General features: G+C 40.7%; 18 protein-coding genes and 1 tRNA gene. All 19 read right to left on the reverse strand.

Features of this window, described 5'->3' with window-relative positions; translation table 11 throughout:
* Positions 1-3: 3 nt before the first annotated feature.
* Positions 4-2130, reverse strand: coding sequence for a type I secretion system permease/ATPase (locus B9T33_RS04390; RefSeq protein WP_086177738.1), 2127 nt, complete (start codon positions 2128-2130; stop codon positions 4-6).
* Positions 2127-3665: a TolC family outer membrane protein gene (locus B9T33_RS04395; RefSeq protein WP_086177739.1), complete on the reverse strand. Its 1539-nt coding sequence runs from the start codon at positions 3663-3665 to the stop codon at positions 2127-2129. The genes B9T33_RS04390 and B9T33_RS04395 overlap by 4 nt, the downstream gene beginning before the upstream one ends.
* A 152-nt stretch (positions 3666-3817) precedes the next feature.
* Complete coding sequence (lptB, locus tag B9T33_RS04400; protein ID WP_086177740.1) at positions 3818-4561, reverse strand: LPS export ABC transporter ATP-binding protein; 744 nt, start codon at positions 4559-4561, stop codon at positions 3818-3820.
* Positions 4561-5127, reverse strand: coding sequence for a lipopolysaccharide transport periplasmic protein LptA (gene lptA, locus B9T33_RS04405; protein WP_086177741.1), 567 nt, complete (start codon positions 5125-5127; stop codon positions 4561-4563). Before lptA ends, lptB begins: the two co-directional genes overlap by 1 nt.
* On the reverse strand, positions 5117-5659 hold the full coding sequence (gene lptC / locus B9T33_RS04410) for an LPS export ABC transporter periplasmic protein LptC (protein WP_086177742.1): 543 nt from the start codon (positions 5657-5659) through the stop codon (positions 5117-5119). Before lptC ends, lptA begins: the two co-directional genes overlap by 11 nt.
* 38 nt (positions 5660-5697) lie before the next feature.
* A complete protein-coding gene (locus B9T33_RS04415; protein ID WP_086177743.1) occupies positions 5698-6237 on the reverse strand; it encodes a KdsC family phosphatase in 540 nt (179 codons plus the stop codon).
* 4 nt (positions 6238-6241) lie between these two features.
* Positions 6242-7219, reverse strand: coding sequence for a KpsF/GutQ family sugar-phosphate isomerase (locus B9T33_RS04420; protein ID WP_086177744.1), 978 nt, complete (start codon positions 7217-7219; stop codon positions 6242-6244).
* Positions 7220-7426: 207 nt separating this feature from the next.
* Positions 7427-7502, reverse strand: a tRNA-Gly gene (locus B9T33_RS04425).
* Between the two features lie 62 nt (positions 7503-7564).
* A complete protein-coding gene (gene cysS, locus B9T33_RS04430; RefSeq protein ID WP_086177745.1) occupies positions 7565-8986 on the reverse strand; it encodes a cysteine--tRNA ligase in 1422 nt (473 codons plus the stop codon).
* Between the two features lie 173 nt (positions 8987-9159).
* Positions 9160-9777 (reverse strand): ATP-binding cassette domain-containing protein, encoded by a 618-nt coding sequence (locus B9T33_RS04435; protein WP_086177746.1) that lies wholly within the window; start codon positions 9775-9777, stop codon positions 9160-9162.
* The gene (gene modB / locus B9T33_RS04440; RefSeq protein WP_086177747.1) at positions 9764-10462 is read right to left on the reverse strand and encodes a molybdate ABC transporter permease subunit; all 699 of its coding nucleotides are present in this window, start codon (positions 10460-10462) and stop codon (positions 9764-9766) included. The genes B9T33_RS04435 and modB overlap by 14 nt, the downstream gene beginning before the upstream one ends.
* Before the next feature lie 11 nt (positions 10463-10473).
* Positions 10474-11229 carry a molybdate ABC transporter substrate-binding protein gene (gene modA, locus B9T33_RS04445; protein WP_086177748.1) on the reverse strand — a complete coding sequence of 252 codons (756 nt, stop codon included), beginning with the start codon at positions 11227-11229 and terminating at the stop codon, positions 10474-10476.
* 11 nt (positions 11230-11240) lie between these two features.
* Entirely contained in the window at positions 11241-12524 is a 1284-nt protein-coding gene (locus tag B9T33_RS04450; protein WP_086177749.1) for a molybdopterin molybdotransferase MoeA, read from the reverse strand.
* Positions 12521-13444: a bifunctional molybdenum cofactor biosynthesis protein MoaC/MoaB gene (moaCB, locus tag B9T33_RS04455; protein WP_086177750.1), complete on the reverse strand. Its 924-nt coding sequence runs from the start codon at positions 13442-13444 to the stop codon at positions 12521-12523. Before moaCB ends, B9T33_RS04450 begins: the two co-directional genes overlap by 4 nt.
* Before the next feature lie 57 nt (positions 13445-13501).
* On the reverse strand, positions 13502-14062 hold the full coding sequence (locus B9T33_RS04460; protein WP_086177751.1) for a molybdenum cofactor biosynthesis protein MoaE: 561 nt from the start codon (positions 14060-14062) through the stop codon (positions 13502-13504).
* Position 14063: 1 nt separating this feature from the next.
* Entirely contained in the window at positions 14064-14315 is a 252-nt protein-coding gene (locus B9T33_RS04465; RefSeq protein WP_086177752.1) for a MoaD/ThiS family protein, read from the reverse strand.
* A gap of 1 nt (position 14316) precedes the next feature.
* On the reverse strand, positions 14317-15369 hold the full coding sequence (moaA, locus tag B9T33_RS04470; RefSeq protein ID WP_086177753.1) for a GTP 3',8-cyclase MoaA: 1053 nt from the start codon (positions 15367-15369) through the stop codon (positions 14317-14319).
* A 240-nt stretch (positions 15370-15609) separates the two neighbouring features.
* Positions 15610-16233, reverse strand: a complete 624-nt coding sequence (gene mobA / locus B9T33_RS04475; protein ID WP_086177754.1) for a molybdenum cofactor guanylyltransferase — start codon at positions 16231-16233, stop codon at positions 15610-15612.
* Positions 16230-19010, reverse strand: coding sequence for a nitrate reductase (locus tag B9T33_RS04480; RefSeq protein ID WP_086177755.1), 2781 nt, complete (start codon positions 19008-19010; stop codon positions 16230-16232). The genes mobA and B9T33_RS04480 overlap by 4 nt, the downstream gene beginning before the upstream one ends.
* Positions 19011-19061 lie beyond the last annotated feature (51 nt).

Raw genomic sequence — 19061 nt, forward strand, 5'->3', positions numbered from 1 at the left:
GACTTATGCCTCAACCGAACGTTTCTGCGCATTCTGATTCAGAATCTGATCGCGCGGTCCATCCATGACAATCTTCCCTTCATTCACCACAATAATTCGATCGACCAGTTCAAGCACTGCACGGCGATGCGTTGCCACAACCATAGTACGGTTCTGTAAATAGCCTTTAAGATGATCAATCAATTGCTTTTCTGATACATCATCAATTGCAGCAGTCGGTTCATCGAGGAGTAGAATATTAGGCTGACGAATCAATAAACGTGCAAGTAATAAAGCTTGACGCTGTCCACCAGAGAAACCAACACCACCTTCTAAAATGATGTGATCTAAGCCTTCTTTCTTCTCTTGCACAAAATTGATTGCACCCGTAATTTTTAAAACTTCAATAAGCTGAGCATCTGTTGCCAGTGGCGCACCCAAAGTTAAATTTTCACGGATTGAACCATAAAACAGCTGTGCATTTTGATTGAGCAAGCCCATATCACGACGTACGTCCGCGGGGTCAATCAGTGATAGCTCAATGCCATCAAGTTTAATTTTGCCTTGAACAGGTGTTTGCATGCCTGAAAGAAGCTGTAATAAAGTCGACTTACCTGCACCGTTACGTCCTAAAATCGCAATCTTTTCGCCAGCTTTAATTTCAAGTTTTGAAATTAACAGGCTTGGTCTCGGATCATCTTCACCATATTTAAATGACACGCCATTTAATTCATAGTTACCATGAATGGCTGGTTTATGAATCAGATGTGAATAATCTGGTTGATCCACTGGTTTTTTCATCAATTCATCAAGACCATTTTTAGCAACTTTTGCTTGTTGCAAACGACCCAGCACGCCCGCAAGCGCAGAAATTGGTGCGAGCATACGTGATGATAAAATGGAACAAGCAACCAACGCACCTGTGGTCATTTCACCTTTCATCACGGCAAAACATCCCACTAACACGACGATTGCAAAGGTTAAACCTTGAATTTTTTGTGTCCATGCCGACATTAGTCCCACTATTTTACGTTGGCGCATGCTGACATCCGCTGACACTTCATTCATGTGGTTCCACTGATTTTGGAAGCGTGATTCGGCACGTAATAATTTAATATCTTCCATACCTTGCACAGATTCAACCAATAAAGCATTACGAATTGCAGACTCACGCATGCCCATTTGTGCCAATTGCGCTAAAGGTTTTTGTGCGAGGATGCCTGGAATCACCATTAATGGCACAACCAGCAACATGACCCAGAACAGGTTTCCACCAATTAACCAGAAGATGAACAGGAATAAGAAGAAAAATGGTAAATCGGCAATCGCAGTGACTGTCGTCGATGTCACCATTTCACGAACCCCTTCTAACTCACGAATTTGTGAGATAAAAGTCCCCGTCGATTTTGAACGTTCGCTATTTTTAATACGTAGTGCATGACCAAAAACTCGATCTGAAATTTTCAAGTCTGCACGTTTACCAATAATATCAGATAGATAAATACGTGACACGCGTAAAGTAAATTCGAAAATTGCTGCAATCAGCACACCGCTCGCCAGCACCCACAGTGTCGGCACAGACTGTGATGGAATTACACGGTCATATACGTTCATGGAGAACAAAATCGTTGCTAGTGCCAAAATGTTTGCCATTAATGAGGCAAACATGATATCGATATATCGCTTCCAATCTTTAAGTACAATCGACCAGAACCAATTTTTTTCAAACGGTTTAATATACTCGTCAACACGAGCATCAGGAACCGATGATTCTGGACGCAGAATGTAGATATTTCTGACACCATGGCTTAAACGTTCAAGTGAAAAAACTTGTGATAAGCCCTCATCACCACTGAGCTGAACACTAGCATTTCCATCAACATCAATACGTTCAACTACACCAACTTCACCATTGATAAATTCAACCAGTACAGGTAAACGCCATGGATTAAGTAAGTTAATGTCATACTTATTCTTACGAACGCTTAAGCCAATTTGACGTGCCATGACAGCAATGAGTTCATCGGCGTTTTTATGTTGATCCCAATCCAGTTGCAAGCGGATACGCTCTTCGGAGGGTTCAATTCGATAATGCTTGGCAATATTCAGAACCGCTTGAAGCCAAGGCTGATAATTTATTGTATTACTCATGGCTGAACTTCAAACCCCTGAATAGCTATATTATTAAGTTCGTAAATATTTCTTGAACGACCTGTAACTTGAATGTATTGCGCTAGCGCTGCGTAAATATCATATTGTGAAGACACAATTTCTTGAGCTGCACTGTGAATGGCTTGCTCGGCATTCAGTAAATCAACAACCGTTCGTGTACCTAATTTATATTGTTCTTGATATAGTTCTTTGGTTCTTACTGTGGTTTCACGGCGTTGCACTAATACAGACATTTGTCGTTTTTTATTTTCAATTTGCTCACGAATCATTCTGACTTGATCAATAACATCCAAATAAACCGTATTCACTTGTGCTTTCGCAGCTTCTTCTGCAAAGCTCGCTGCACGCGTTTGTGCCGCAACTGCACCACCTTGATATAAGTTACTTTTAGCTTCAAGCATAATGGAGCTATACATTCCATCATCTTCATTGTTATTCGGATTACGTCCATTCACAGCTTGGCTTAAACTACCAACGACATTCAAAGTTGGATAAGCACTTAACTTTGATTGTTTCTTTTGCAGTTTCGCAATTTCCACACCTACTTGTGCCTGCATCATACTTGGGATCATTTTAAAATCAGGATCTTGATATAATTCAGCTGCGGTGAGAATACGATCTGGAATGACCCAATTAACTTGCGACACATCAAAACCGAGTAATGTTCTTAAGCGCTGTTGATACTGTTTAAGCTGGGTTTCTTGCGCAATTAAATTTGATTCAGCTGCTTCTAAATTTGATTTGGCTTGAATTGGATCTGCTTGACTACTAATACCCGCCGTTGCACGTAAGTTTGCAATTTCAGCAATTCGACTAATACCCGCAATTTGTTGATGAGCAATATTGGTAATTTCTTGATAGCGTTTGATATTAATGATGGCATTGGCAACATCATATGAAACTTCATCTAAATTCACCAAAACATTGGCTTGTTCTTGCAACATTTTAGCTTCTTCAATGTCGACCGAACTTTTAGTTTTTCCAAAGTCATAGAGCATTTGAGTTGCATTTAAGGAAACCAACTGACGACCGCGTTCACCCTTGGTTAAATCCGCAGTTCCTAATCCACCCGTCACTTGCGGATAATACGCAGCATTTGCAATATCAATATTTGCATTTTGCGATGCAACGGAAGCAATACTTTGGGTAATTTCAGGTCGACGCTGCAGTGCAATATGAATTGCATCAATAAAACTTATATTCTTGGCAACAGCATTTGGGTTATATCGACCTGTTTGCGTTTGACCATACGACACCGCAGGCATTTCTTGTACCCGAGAAGTATCTAGATTAAATTTACTGAGCGAAGTGATGTCAATTTTTTCAGCGGAAGGCTTGGGCTTATTAGGTAAAAATATCTTATCTAATGTCTTCTGGATGGTTCCTTGTGTAGTACGGGTATCTGCCGCATGCACTAAACCAATTGAAAATGGTAGCAATAAAATACAAAAAATATTGCTCTTATTGATTAGTACACGCCCATTTACTAGACCACATATATTTCGTAATTGCATGATTTGGGCAAGTCATATTATTAGTTTAAAGTATACTCAATTCTTGTTAGTTTTTTAGATTAAGCGGTCAGTTTTTGTCACATCAGACAATAACATAAACCCGCTAAATGAAACTAGCATCAATCAGCGGGAAATTTCTTATTTTTAGATATTTAAACGGTGAAGTCATCGCCTAAATAGACTTGACGCACCGTTTCATCCGCAAGGACCTCTGCTGGTGTACCTTCTGCAATCACAGAACCTTCATTGACAATATAGGCATGTTCACAAATAGCCAAAGTTTCACGTACATTATGATCGGTAATTAACACACCAATACCACGGTCTTTTAGCGTACGAATAATGTCTTTAATGTCACCCACCGAAATCGGGTCGACCCCTGCAAACGGTTCATCGAGTAACATAAATTTAGGATCGGCAGCCAAAGCACGCGCAATTTCAGCACGTCGACGTTCACCACCAGAAACACTCATACCCAAAGAATCTTTAATGTGAGTAATTTTAAAGTCTGCTAATAATTCAGTTAAACGTTGCTGACGTTGCTGCTTATTGAGATCTTTACGTGTTTCTAAAATCGACATGATATTTTCAGCAATCGTCAATTTTCTAAAGATAGACGCTTCCTGTGGTAAATAGCCAATCCCTTTACGTGCACGTTCATGCATTGCCAGATCAGACATATCAAGATCATCAAGATGAATCTCGCCTTTGTCCATACGTACCAAGCCAACAACCATATAAAAACTGGTGGTTTTACCTGCACCATTTGGTCCAAGCAAACCGACAATTTGACCACTCTGCATGCTAAAGGAAACATCCTTTACCACCCAACGTTTACTATAGTTTTTAGCTAAATGCTTAATGCACAGCGTCTGTACTTTTGGCGTTTCTTGCATTAATCACGTGCTCCTGGGAAGGATTTTGTGCTTGATGGTGGAATCACAATTTTCACACGACCACTATCTGAACCTGTTTTATTTGGTGTGCCTTCAGCAACAATATCACCTTTATTCATGCTGTATTTCAACGTGTTACCGCGAATACTCGCACCATCTTGCTGCAACAATGCATTACCAGTCATGGTAATAATACCTGTGTCAGCATTGTATACAATTTTCTGCGCTTGACCTTTTGCCGGCCCCTTAGCGGGATCCGTTTTTTGCTGGAAATGTGCTGGGCCACCTGTAGCAGTAATGGTACTAATTTCTTTTTTGCTGTTTAGGTTTGCCACAATAGAGTTCGCTTGAAGCTTCATTGTGCCCTGTTCAATAATGACATTACCGGTATAAGTCGTAATACCCGTTTTTTCATTGAATGTTGCACGATCCGCAACCAATGAAATGGGTTGATTACGGTCAGAAGGTAAAGCAAATGCCGCAACTGAGCATAACGCCAGTGAACCGAGTAGCGCTGCGCGTTTTAGGAAAGTTTTAGGAGTTGTTCGATTAAGATTATGGTTCATACTTTCCTCGAATATTAAAAAATTCGTATTGTCCGTCATTTAAATTTGCTTTTAAGCCTTGGCTGACAAATTCTGCTTGAGGCGATAGCACTGTAACAGTTTTATCTGTTTCAATTTCTTTACGTTTTGGAAATGCGGTCAGTTCCTGTGTATGGAACTCCATTTTTCCATCACGCATTAATTTTGTTGCAACCACTTGATCACTGAGGATCACTTTTTCATTGTCGTCGATTCCTTTTGCTTGTTTAGCAAAGAAAGTTGCATCGACTACACCATCTTTATAAGTAGATGCATGTAAGTTCACTAAATGTGAAGTCTGCTTTTGCAAATCTTGCTCTAGACGATCAACTTTTGCTCTCACACTTAATTTACCCTGCTCATCCGTCTGGGTCAGATTAATTTTCTCAGCAGAATAAGTCATACTTTTAGACGAATCCGCCTGAAGCTTGTTACTTTTCCCACCGAAATAGTAGTAACCACCGCTTATTGCTGCGATCAACACAGCTGTCACATATAAAACTTTAGTATCCATAAGCGGAGATTCGACCCAATGATTGCATCATTAAAATATTAATAAGGTGCACTTGCATATTTTTCAAGTAGTTCCTGATATACACCTTTAGAAACTAAAAGCATATCGCAGATTTCACGAACTGCACCGCGTCCACCCATCGCTTGGGTAACAAGGTCAGCACGACGACGAACTTCTAAATGTCCATTTGGTACTGTGACTTTCATCCCCGCAATTGCAAATGCTGAAAGATCTGGCCAATCATCCCCCATGTACAAACAATCTGAAGGATCAATACCAAACTGAGCACACGCTTCAGTTAAAGCAACACCTTTATCTTCACGGCCTTGGAAAACCAAGTCAACACCAAGGTCTGACATGCGCTTTTCAACAATATTACTTTTACGACCCGTAATAATAATGACTTTAATACCCGCTTTTTGTACGAGTTTCATACCAAGTCCGTCACGGATATCAAATGACTTAATTTCATCACCTGTGTTGGTTAAGGTGACAAAGCCATCACTTAAAATTCCATCTACATCCAGAACCAGTGCTTCTACGTGACGTGCTTGTTCTAGCAATACATACGATGCCATTTTCTTAATTTACCCCAGCCTGAATTAGATCATGCATGCTGATAATACCAATGACTTTATTTGCATCATCAACAACTACAAATTGTGTAATTTTCTTTTCGTTCATACGTTCAAGCGCAACGACCGCGCGTGCTTCTTCAGAAATCGTCAGTGGATGTTGAATCATCACCTCTGACACTTTCAAATTCACATCGAAACCTTGCTGTTTATCGATCAAACGACGTAAATCACCATCAGTGAAAATACCCAATAGTTTGTCATCTGCATCGACAACAGTGGTTAAACCTAAACGCTTATCCGAAATTTCATACAGTACTTTATTCATCGGAGTATCTGGTGAAACTTTAGGTAGGTCTGCACCTGTGTGCATTAAGTGTTTTACATGTAAAAGCAGACGTTTACCAAGTGCACCAGCAGGATGAGATCGTGCAAAATCATCTGAGGTAAATCCACGTGCATCAAGTAACGCTACTGCAAGTGCATCACCCAGTGCGAGTGTTGCTGTAGTACTTGAGGTTGGGGCTAAACCCAGTGGACATGCTTCTTGAATATTCCCTAATGTTAATGCGACATCTGCATTTTGAGGCATTGGGCCTTTATCATCACCACTAATGGTAATAAGCGGGATTTCAAGATGCTTAATCAGTGGCATTAACATCATAATTTCATCACTCTTACCTGAGTTTGAAATTGCAATCAGCACATCTCCACTGACCAACATCCCCAAGTCACCATGACCGGCTTCACCCGGATGCATAAAGAATGATGGTGTACCCGTTGATGCAAATGTGGCCGCCATTTTACGACCAATATGCCCGGATTTACCCATACCCGTGATTACTAAACGACCACGGCAACGTAAAATGTATTCACACGCGCGGTCAAAACGTTCATCAATTTGTGCCGCTAAAACCTGTAACGCTTGTTCTTCTATACGTAATGTTTCTAACGCGACTTTTTGAAAATCGACTGGATTGGGCATATTTTGTGGATTCAAAGTGTTCACACCTTTCTAACTCTAAACGCAGAGTTAACCTTTAATAGGATTTAAGAATATTTTGAGTATTTTAGCATAACTAACAAAGTTCTACGTTTCAAAATGTTCATAGCACATGTAATGAATGTGGTTATTTTGAATCTTTGAAACAAAAAAAAACCCTTATCTTTCGATAAGGATTTTTTCGTATTCTGGAGCGGGAAAGGAGACTCGAACTCCCGACCCCAACCTTGGCAAGGTTATGCTCTACCAACTGAGCTATTCCCGCAATGAGGTGAATTATAGAGAATTTCACACAACTGTCAACTCTCTATCATTCTAATTGTTTATTTAATCAGCACGACGCCAAATTGTACCTTGACGTGTGTCTTCTAAAACAACTCCTTGATCCAACAAAGATTGGCGAATCTCATCTGCTTTAGCAAATTCTTTGGCTTTTTTCGCATCTTTACGCTGTTGAATTAAATCTTCAATTTGTTCTTCAGTTAAAGCCAAAGCTTCTTGACCAATATCAGATTTTAGAAACTCATCAACATTACACTGAACCAGACCAAGAATATTGGTTAAGTGACGTAGCGTTGAATAGTAAATGGCCGCTTGCTCAGCATTTTCATCTTTCACAGCACGGTTGAGTTCTTTAATCACTTCAAACAAAACAGCAATTGCTTCTGCGGTATTAAAGTCATCACGCATTGCCGCATTAAAGCGCTCAACCAAGTTATCATCTAAAGTGTCTACAAGCGTTTCGCCATAAACTTGTTGATATGCTTTAAATGAATGATAGAAACGTGAAAGTGTGTTCTTCGCTTCTTTTAATGCAACATCAGAATAGTTCACTGGACTACGGTAATGCGATGACACGATGAAGTAACGTACGACTTCTGGATGGAATTTCTCAATCACATCACGAATAGTGAAGAAGTTGCCGAGAGATTTCGACATTTTTTCACCGTCGACATTAATGAAACCTGCATGCATCCAATAGTTTACATACTGTTCACCAGTTGCCGCTTCTGACTGTGCAATTTCATTTTCATGATGAGGAAAGCTTAAATCAGCACCGCCGCCATGAATATCAAAATGATTACCTAAGCAGCAAGTCGACATTGCTGAACATTCGATATGCCAGCCCGGACGACCATTGCCCCATGGTGAAGCCCATGAAGGTTCGTTTTCTTTGGCATGCTTCCAAAGTACAAAGTCAAATGGATGTTTTTTCTCGACTTCAACATCTACACGTTCAGATGCACCCGCTTGCATATCTTCAAGTTTACGACCTGACAGGCGACCATATTTGGTAAATTTTTCAACTTCGTAATAAACATCGCCATTATTGGCAGGATAAGCCGTTCCATTATCGACCAAAGTACCAATCATATTTTGCATTTGATCAATATAATCAGTTGCTTTTGGTGCTTCGTCAGGTTCAAAACAGCCTAATTTCGCAAAATCTTCATTCATTGCATCAATAAAACGGTGAGTCAACGATGAAATACTTTCACCATTTTCATTGGCTCGTTTAATGATTTTATCGTCGATATCTGTGATATTACGAACGTATTTCACAGTCCAGCCTTGGCTGCGTAAAAAACGAATAATACAGTCAAATGCAACCACTGTTCGCGCATGCCCAATATGACAGTAGTCATATACAGTCATACCGCACACATACAAATCTATATGCCCTTCTTTACGAGGTACGAATTCTACTTTTTTACGTTGCTCAGAGTTATATAGAACAAAAGGTTGCATAGCTGTTCAAAAGACTTTCATAAAAGGATGGCTCATCTTAACCTAAGCATTATTATTCATAAAGTTTTCATCGAAAAATTTGTCGCTTTAAGCCTTACTTTTATTCTTATTCGTAATGTGCTGTGTGAATACGACGTAACTAAGGAAATATAAATCTGCATATTCGTAAAATATTATAGATACAAAATATTGTCCGTCAGTGTTATTAACTCTTCAGGATGATGCGTCACATAGATCATAGGCAAATGATAATGCAGATGAATGTGTTGAAGATAACTGAGTATTTGCTGTTTTAATTGTTGATTCAGTCCTGTTAAAGGTTCATCGAGCAACAAAAGATTAGGATTTGATAACAATGCTCTTCCTATAGAAACACGCTGTGCCTCTCCTCCCGAAAGTTTATGTGCCTTGCGTTTGAGTAAAGACTTGATATCCAACATGTCGATGATGTCATTGAACTGAAATTTTAAATGCTGTTCTTTTGAATTCGGTTGCCCATACAGTAAATTTTGCTGCACATTTAAATGCGGAAAAAGTAAGGCCTTTTGAAAGATTAAAGCTGTTTTACGTTGATGCATGGCTAAGCATATATGTTTATCTGTATCTACAAATATGTTGTCATTAAAGACAATACGACCTTGCTTTGGTGCTAATAGCCCCACGATATTTTTCAATAAAGTACTTTTTCCCCGACCTGATGCTCCCATCACTCCCATGATTTGCTGTTCTAATGAAAAATCCACATTTAAATGAAAACCATCGTATTGAAATTGAAAATCACATTGCAGCATCTTTACCTCCCAATTTGCGCTGATATTTCTGCAAAATATATGAATTGGCAATCAACGCGCCAAAAGCCAGTATCAACGATAGAATGACTAACCGCATGGCGGCATGTTCCCCATCTGGCTGCTGGATCAGTGAATAAATCGCAATGGGTATGGTGCGCGTTTCATCTGGGATATTTCCTACAAAAGTAATGGTTGCGCCAAATTCCCCCAAACTTCTGCTAAAACATAAAATACTGCCAATCAAAATACCCGGCAGTGCCAAAGGCAGGCTGATGCTGTAAAACACGCGCCGCGGACTTGCCCCAAGTGAACCCGCGACCTGTTCCAATTGACGATTAATCATTTGAAATGACAAACGAATGGGCTGCACCATAAGTGGAAAAGCCACAATCATGGATGCCAAAACTGCCCCTTTCCAATTAAAAGCCAGCTGAATGCCAAACTGATTCAGCAATTGCCCAATCCAGCCATGTGCGCCAAATAAAATGAGCAACAGATAACCCAAAACCACGGGCGGAAGTACCATCGGCATTTGCAATAGAGCTTCTGCAACAAATTTAAAGCGAAACTCATAACGTGCCAACACCCATGCCAAAGCAATTGCAAAAGGCAGACAAAATAGCGTAGCGCAAACAGCCACTTTGGCTGACAAATACAATGCGCTCCATTCTTCAGGGCTAAGCACAATCTTAAATCCTATAAACCAAACCCATACTGGCTAAACACTTTCTTAGCCTGCGGGCTTTGTTTTAAATACTGATTGAACTTTACGGCAGAAGAATTTTTTTCCCCTTGAATAGTCAGTGCGATTGGATAGCTGATTGGACTGTGACTATTGCGAGGGAAAGTGCCCGAAATTTTGACTTTTTTACTGATCAAAGCATCTGTTTTATAAACTATGCCCACCTGACATTCGCCGCGTTCAACAAAAGCTAAAGCTGAACGTACATCATCCGTTCCGACAATTCTGCCATTTAAACCATTGAGCCAATTCAACTTAATCAGACTCTGCTTGGCATACTTGCCCGCAGGCACAGACTCCATTTGCCCCGTGCATAAATGCCCTTGAAAGGATTGTGCAAAATTAAACTGCGGCTGCATTTTAAATTGTTGCTTACTGGCAATGGGAGTGATTAAAACCAGCTCATTGTGCAGTAGAGTTTTTACTTGATTGCTTTGAATTTTCTGTTTTTGCACCAAATAATTCATCCAATCTTGATCTGCAGAAAAATAAATATCGCTGGGTGCGCCCGCTTCAACTTGTTTAGCCAAAGCGCTAGATGCACCAAATACAGGGACAATTTCAGTGCTTGGATTTTGCTTTTTGTATTGCTTGGCAATATCTGTAATTGCATTGGTCAGACTTGCAGCCGCATATATTTTTACAGTTTCTGCATGCAACAATGGAGAACATAAGCTGATAGCCAACAATAATTTTACAGAATAACGCATTGAATCAACTCCTATTGCTGAATAAATAACACTTGTAAAACACTTCCAGCCTGAATAGCCTCAGCTGCGGGCACTCGGACAATGCAATTGGCATGCATTAAATTGCTGAGCATATGTGACTGTTGTTTGGCTAAACTTCTGAGTTTTAAAGTCCCTTGCTCAAATACGGCATGCATTCTTAAAAAGCGTTCACGTGCATCGGCTTTTAAATCATGCTGTAAAATGCCCGTAGCCCATTGCAGAGGCTGTTTCTCAGCTTGTAAAGCTTGCAGCATTGTTTGCACATATATTTGTAAGCCGATATAAACTGCCGCAGGATTACCCGGTAAACCTAGTAAGGAACAACGGCTTTGATCTTCACGCTGAAATTGCGCAAAAAGCATCGGTTTCCCCGGTTTTTGTTTTACTTTCCAAAAAATCTGTTTGAAACCCTGCGCCAAAGCCACTGGCCGCACAAAGTCATAATCGCCAACAGACACACCGCCTGTACTAATAATTAAGTCATAATCATTTTTTAGATGCTTAAAACAGGCTGCAACATCTTCTGCCGTATCTGCAACATGCAACATTGTTACCTGCTGATTTTGTGCTTTAAACCAAGCCTCGATCATTGGCGCATTGGCATCAAAAATTTTTCCAGAGTCTAAATCTTCAACCGTATCTGCAACTTCATCCCCTGTAATGACCACGGCAATTTTAGGAAATCGCTGCACTGAAATGTGTTTGATTCCTGCCATACTTAAAGATGCGATTGCGCCTACAGTCAGTTTCTGTCCTGCCGATGCCAATAATTGTCCAAGGGCAAGTTCTTCGCCCATGTCACGTATGTCTGCATGTAGCGCTAAATTTTCAGTGATGCAGATGTCCTGATTTTCAAGCTGCACAATTTCTTGACGTGCAACGGTTGTTGTACCCACTGGAATTTTTGCTCCAGTAAAAATCCGCAGCGCCTGTCCTTCGTTTAGGGTAATTTCTGTATTTTGACCTGCACGGATTTCTCCAATGAGTTCAAAACGGCTTTGTGCTGAAATAGCTGAATTCGAGCACAGTGCGTAACCATCTACAGCGCTTTGAGAAAATAGTGGCAGGTTGATATTTGAATAAATATCTTCTGATATATACCTGTTTAGCGCTAAGTTCAAAGGCAAAGTTTCAACAGCTAAGGCCTGCGTATTTTCAACCATCAGTGCTAGGGCCTGATCAATACTAATTAAGCCTTTTTCAGCTCCGCAGCCACCATGTTGAGTATTTGCCTGTTCAGTCTTTAAGTGCTGATGATCTATGGCTTTATTCATTGATAACCTCCCGCATGCGGAATATTTTTCTGCACATCAAACAAATGCACCAAGGCTGGCAATACTGCGATTAAAGACTCTTTTGCACCTTGACGACTACCCGGTAAAGTCATCACTAAACTGCTGTCAATATAGCCCGCAACGCCGCGGCTTAAGGCGGCATAAGGCGTGCGTTTTTGCCCAAAACTACGAGTGGCTTCCATCAAACCAGGAATCTCGCGCTTTAATAAAGGCTGAATGGTTTCTACGGTTAAATCTTTCGGACCAAGACCAGTTCCACCAACGGTCAAAATAAGTGGATATTGATTCTTCTGCTGTTCTATCAATGCCAAAAGCTGCTCAGGACTATCTGCAATCACTTGATAATGAATATTGCTAAAATTGGCTTCCTGTAAAATTTCCAATACATTTTGCCCAGCCGTATCTGGCTTTTTGCCAGCAGCCACAGTATCTGACAATACAATGACTGATGCCGCCAACGGTTCTTTTAACACGCGGCTGTAGTGAGATTTTCCACCCTTTTTCTTTTGCAACTTCACTTGATCAAGACACAAATCTTCTGGCTCACAGTGCGGTTTCAACATGTCGTAAAGAGTTAATCCTGCAAGACTGACTGCGGTAAGCGCTTCCATCTCTACCCCAGTTGGTCCAATAGTTTCAACCACTGCTGTAATGACAACGTGTGCATCAAATAGTTCGTATTCCACATCTGCGCGGTAAATTGGCAGTGGATGGCATAACGGAATCAATTCATCTGTACGCTTTGCACCTAAAATTCCAGCAATTCGAGCAGTCTTCAGCGCATCGCCTTTTTCGGTATTGCCATTTCGCAGTAGTTCAATGCAATGAGGCGGTGCATGCAATATGCCTGTTGCAATTGCTGTACGGTAACTTTCCGCTTTCATCCCTACATTTTTCATTACATTGTTCCCGCATGTTTAAAATTTTATGAATAATTTTCTTTAAATTTGATGCAATTAAAGATGCCATTGATAGATATTGGCATTTAACTGAACCGTCTTTTGAATCAGCTGATCTTCAGATGTATGTTCATGACCGCAAGACTGATGGTTATGATTATTACTATGCTGATGAACATGATCTGAACGGATGCAACAGCCTTCAACATATTGACTGGTACCATCTAAGTAAAATTCTTCTTTCCAGACAGGCACCTCGTGTTTTACACGTTCTACTGCTTCTTCACATGCGGCAAAAGCTTCTCTGCGGTGCGGCGCATAGGCCATGGCAATAATTGCAGTTTCACCTATTTCTAAAGCCCCAATTCGATGCACGACCCGTACATAGGAAACGCCGTGTTTATGCTGAATCTCCTGTTCAATTTGACGAATCATTTTTTCAGCGACAGGTGCATATGAAGTGTATTTCAGTGCCTTAACGGCTTTACCTTCATGATGATTACGCACTGTGCCAATAAAAACACCAATGCCACCGCATTCTGGAAAGTATTGAATACCATCAAAAATATCTTGTCCAAAAGCATGACTTTGAATGCGTGAGAAATTCTTAAGTTCCATTTCAGCCTCCTGCCACTGGAGATAGCAGCACCAACTGCGTATCCTGATAGAGCTGTTTATTTCTTAAAACAATATCTTCACCAATCGCACAGGCACAGCGCTCAATGGCTTGCTCTGCTTCTGGATAATCAATCTGCACCTGTTTCAGCACATCTGAAATTGGGCTGCTGAGTTCGCAAAATACACTTAAGTCTTGCGGCAATGCCCGCTCTACTGCACCAAAGCCTTGAACCTTAATTTCAATCTGCGGCATCTTAACCTCCAATCATATACATGCTGATTTTTCGCTTATTCGGCTTAGAATTCAGCGTACTATTTTGTTTTTCTTGAATGGCATGAAAGCCTTGTTCTTTGTGCCAAATATATGGACTAAGAAATTCTTTTAGAACAGAATTTTGGGAATTTGCACTGTTCATTTGAGCTTGAATCAATGCTTTTAACGGAATACCTTGAGTCGAAAACAAGCAATTAAAAAATTCACCTTGTGCATTTAATCGTAAGCGATCGCAAGTGCCACAAAATGAATTACTGATGGTTGAAATAATGCCAATGGGCATACCATTAACCATATAGCTCCGTGCAGGTGCAGCACCATGCCCCTGTAAAACTTGTACGGAATATTCCGTTTTTAATACGTCTAAGATTTCTTGCTCAGTGACGACAGCATCTGCCGACCAATTTTGTTCACCATCAAGTGGCATAAACTCAATAAAACGCGGTTCAAATTGCTGGGCATGTGCCCATTTCACCAATGGAATTATTTGGTCTTCGTTTAAACCTTTAATCAGCACCGTATTAATTTTTATGTTCAATCCCGCTTCTTTAGCGGCATATATACCATCTAGAACGGGCTCTAATGATTTTTGGGTGAGTGCTTCAAATTGAGTTGGATTCAAACTATCCAGACTAATGTTTAGATCATCCAAACCCGCTTGTTTTAAAGCTTGCGTATACTGTTTTAAATAATGGCCATTGGAGGTCATGGAAATACGCTGTAAACCATAGGCACGTAAGGCTTGGAGTTGTTTAATAAAATGAACAACACCCTGACGCATAAGCGGTTCACCGCCTGTAATGCGGATTTGCTCAACGCCATGTTTCACCATAAATTCGCAGAAACTGTATAGCTCTTCAAAGCTCAGCAAATCATGCTTTTTCATCCATTCAGGATGCTCAGGCATACAATAGACACATTTAAAATTACATCGGTCTGTTACCGAAATGCGCAGCTTTCGCTTTATCCTGCCAAATTGATCTTGAAATGCAGGGAACAGATTTTCTCGCTCTAAATATGCCTTACTGTTCATCGTTAGTTCCATTACCTAAAATGCCGCGTCACTGTTCTATACAAAAAACATCACGGCACTTCACGCCCTATTTGTTTTCAGGTTACTTGTAGATCAAAGAGCAATAAATGTTCCAACTTTGCGCAGTCTCATTATTTTTTTGATGAATATCTGCTTTACGCCGCTCTAAATTCAAAATTCCGCTTAAAATAAGTGCGATCTTAAATTTGATTCTATTCAACGCCCAAAAGCAGGACAAATTTAAAGACAATGCAATTGTTGATGCTGCTGAAGTTCATCAAACGAATTAATACTGTGAAAAAAGAGTGCATTATTTTTAAAACTCGCCACTTGCATGTGCATTTGTGCAAAACAGCCTTTTAAACTGAGCTCTTTTTGTTCAAGACATGCCATTAACACAGGCAAACTGCTTCTTTTAAGCAAGCAAAATGGATACAGAGCTTTGCCATTTATTTCTGCTACAGCCACTTCACAGCGTGGATGGCGCTGCATGGCTTGATGCAGCCGTGAAATTACCTTTTGAGGAATATAAGTTACATCACAGGGTACGAAGAGCACATAATCGGACTGTACATTCGTCCATGCACTTTTCATCCCCATCAAGGGTCCTTGAAAACCTGACTCATCATCTTGATAAAATTGAATAGATGGGATGAGCCTTTTATAAATGGAATGATCTCGATGGCTATTGATCCAGACCTGTTCTACACGCGGTTTGAGCTGCTGATGAATTTTCAATAGCTGAATTTCATCGTCAAATTTTTGCAGCAGCTTGTTGATGCCATTCATACGCCGTGCTTGACCACCAGCAAGGATCACCAAGTCAGTTTTAGGATAAGTTACAGTTTTGCGATTTGTTCTCATTCTGCACACTCCGTTTGACACGCTTTAATTAAACCTCGAATTTCTGGTAAACATGATCCACAGTTGCCGCCTGCTTTGAGGCATGCTGTGACTTGCTTTTCATGACTTATATTTTTTTCTTTAATAGCAGCGATAATTCGGTTTTTACCTACTTTGAAACAGCTGCAGACCAATGGCCCATCGCTATTGCTCATAGACATGGCTTGTCCTGCCAATAAAGCTTTACGATGCATGGCACTCAGGCGTTCGCGTTTAAATAATCCTGCGACCCATTCACGGTCAGGCAGCATTGCTTTTGGCGCTATATATAAACTTGCAATTAGCACGCCATTTTGCAGTATCACTGTGTGTGAAATTTGTGCAGAGTGATCTTCCACATTGAGCCATTCAAAGCTTTCATCATTAAAAGGCAATAGGGTTTTCAGCTGCTGCGTGGTACTGCTGAATTTTTGCCGATCCGCCAGCTCAAAACGCACTGCTTTGGCTTGCATGACTTTGCTCCACCACACCGTTTTTTGAATCGTGGGCTGAATAATGTGCTCAAAACCTTGACGCACATACAGCACACCTTGCCACTGGGTATAAAAGGGCTGAATTGTCACAGGCGTATGCTTAAATTCAGGCTCACCTGAAATCGCATCCACCACTGGGTTAACCACTTTGCCAATTCGGGCATCAGATGCAACTTGATCATTCCAATGAATCGGCGCAAAGATTTGCCCACGACGAATATTGTCTCCAACCTGTGCGCGTAATACACATAATCCCCACTTCGAGCGCACCTCAATAAGTTCACCATCTTTAATGCCATATTTAAGTGCATCATTTGGATGCAGCTCACAATAAGGCTCTGCACGGTGCGTGGCTAAATTTGCAGATAATCCTGTGCGGCTCATGGTGTGCCATTGATCACGGATTCGGCCAGTATTCAAAATCAGCGGGTATTCTTGATCCGTTTGATTTACAGGATCTATGGCGCTAGTCGCAATAAATTTGGCTTTGCCATTGGCATGGCTAAATTCGCCTTGTTGAAATAATCTTGAGACATCAGCATCCGCTTGATTTTTATCTATAACAGGCCACTGGATTGGCGCGAGTTCATCATATTCTTCAACTGTTAAATGACTTAAACATTGCAAGTTAAAATAGCGAAAATGACTGGTTTCATTCCTCTCTGCTAATGATGCATTTTCATAGCTAGAAAGCTGAGCATGTTCAATAAAAATCTCATGACTATTTATATAATTAAAGCCAGAAAAGCCCATTTTTTTTGCTACTTGTGCAATAGCCCACCAATCCGCTTTGGCCTCATCAGGCGCATCTAAAAATGCATTTTGACGGCTGATGCGCCTTTCAGAGTTGGTTACTGTGCCGTCTTTTTCACCCCAGCCCAATGCTGGCAGCAGCACATCTGCATAGTCTGTTGTATCAGTGTCTTGGCAAATATCGGATACCACCACCAATTCACATTGATCTAAAGCCCGTTTGATTTGATCCGCATCTGGCATGCTGACCACAGGATTGGTCGCCATAATCCAGATGGCTTTAATTTTTCCGCTTTCCACCGCCTGAAATAGATCGACTGCTTTTAGCCCAACCGAATCTGCAATGTACGGGCTTTGCCAAAATTCCTGCACCAATTGACGATGACTTGGATTGTCCAAATCCATATGACTTGCCAGCATATTGGCCAGACCACCAACTTCACGGCCACCCATAGCATTTGGCTGACCTGTCATAGAAAATGGCGCAGCACCTAATTTGCCAATTTTTCCAGTCAACAAATGACAATTAATAATACTGTTGCCTTTATCTACCCCATGCGATGACTGATTCACCCCCATAGAAAACAGCGTCATTACTTTGTTATTCTGAGCAAATTTCTCAAAAAATAACTGTAATTTTTCAACTGAAATACCTGTTCGCGTTGCTACAGATTCAATTTCAGATTCTGATAAGCTGCTCTCTAGAGCTTGCGCTAAACCATCAGTATAATTTTGAATAAACGCATGATCAGTATAGTTATTTTTAGAGAGATATTGCAGTAAGCCATTGAACAGCGCCACATCTTGTCCAGGTAAAATTGGTAAATGTAAATCTGCTGCTTCACAGGTACTGGTAAAACGCGGGTCAATGACCACAACAAATAAGTCGCGCTGCTCTTTGGCTTTCATAATGCGTTGATACAGCACAGGATGACACCAAGCAGTATTTGAACCCACCAGCACGACCATGTCTGTATGTTCAAAATCTTCATAGCTCGCTGGAACTAAGTCTTCACCAAATGCACGTTTATGTGCAGCCACTGCAGACGACATGCAAAGACGTGAATTGGTATCAATATTGGCTGTGCCTAAATAGCCTTTGACGAATTTATTTACCGCATAATAGTCTTCAGTCAGCAGCTGTCCTGATACATAAAAAGCAATACTGTCACGGCCATAATCATCAATACATTGTTGAAATTTATTGGCGATGGTGGAAATAGCGCTTTCCCAATTGGATTGTACGCGGTTCGCTTTTCGCCCAAGCATTGGATGCAGAACACGTGTTTCTAAGCCAAGCGTATCTGCCAAGTTACTGCCTTTAATGCATAGTTTTCCATAGTTAGAAGGATGATTTAAATCTCCCTCTACCGTAATTTTTTGCCCCAAAGCTGTTTGTGTTACTTTGGCCGTTACTCCACATCCAACACCGCAATATGGACATGTGGTTTGTGTAGTTTTTACATTTGCTGCGGTGGAGCTATGCAGTTCCACAAGAGGAATACTATTCATTTCTGCTTTGCTCCTTATATATTTAAATTTAACAAGGTGTTGCACTAATTT

It is taken from the genome of Acinetobacter sp. ANC 5054 (assembly GCF_002135295.1).
Lineage (GTDB): Bacteria > Pseudomonadota > Gammaproteobacteria > Pseudomonadales > Moraxellaceae > Acinetobacter.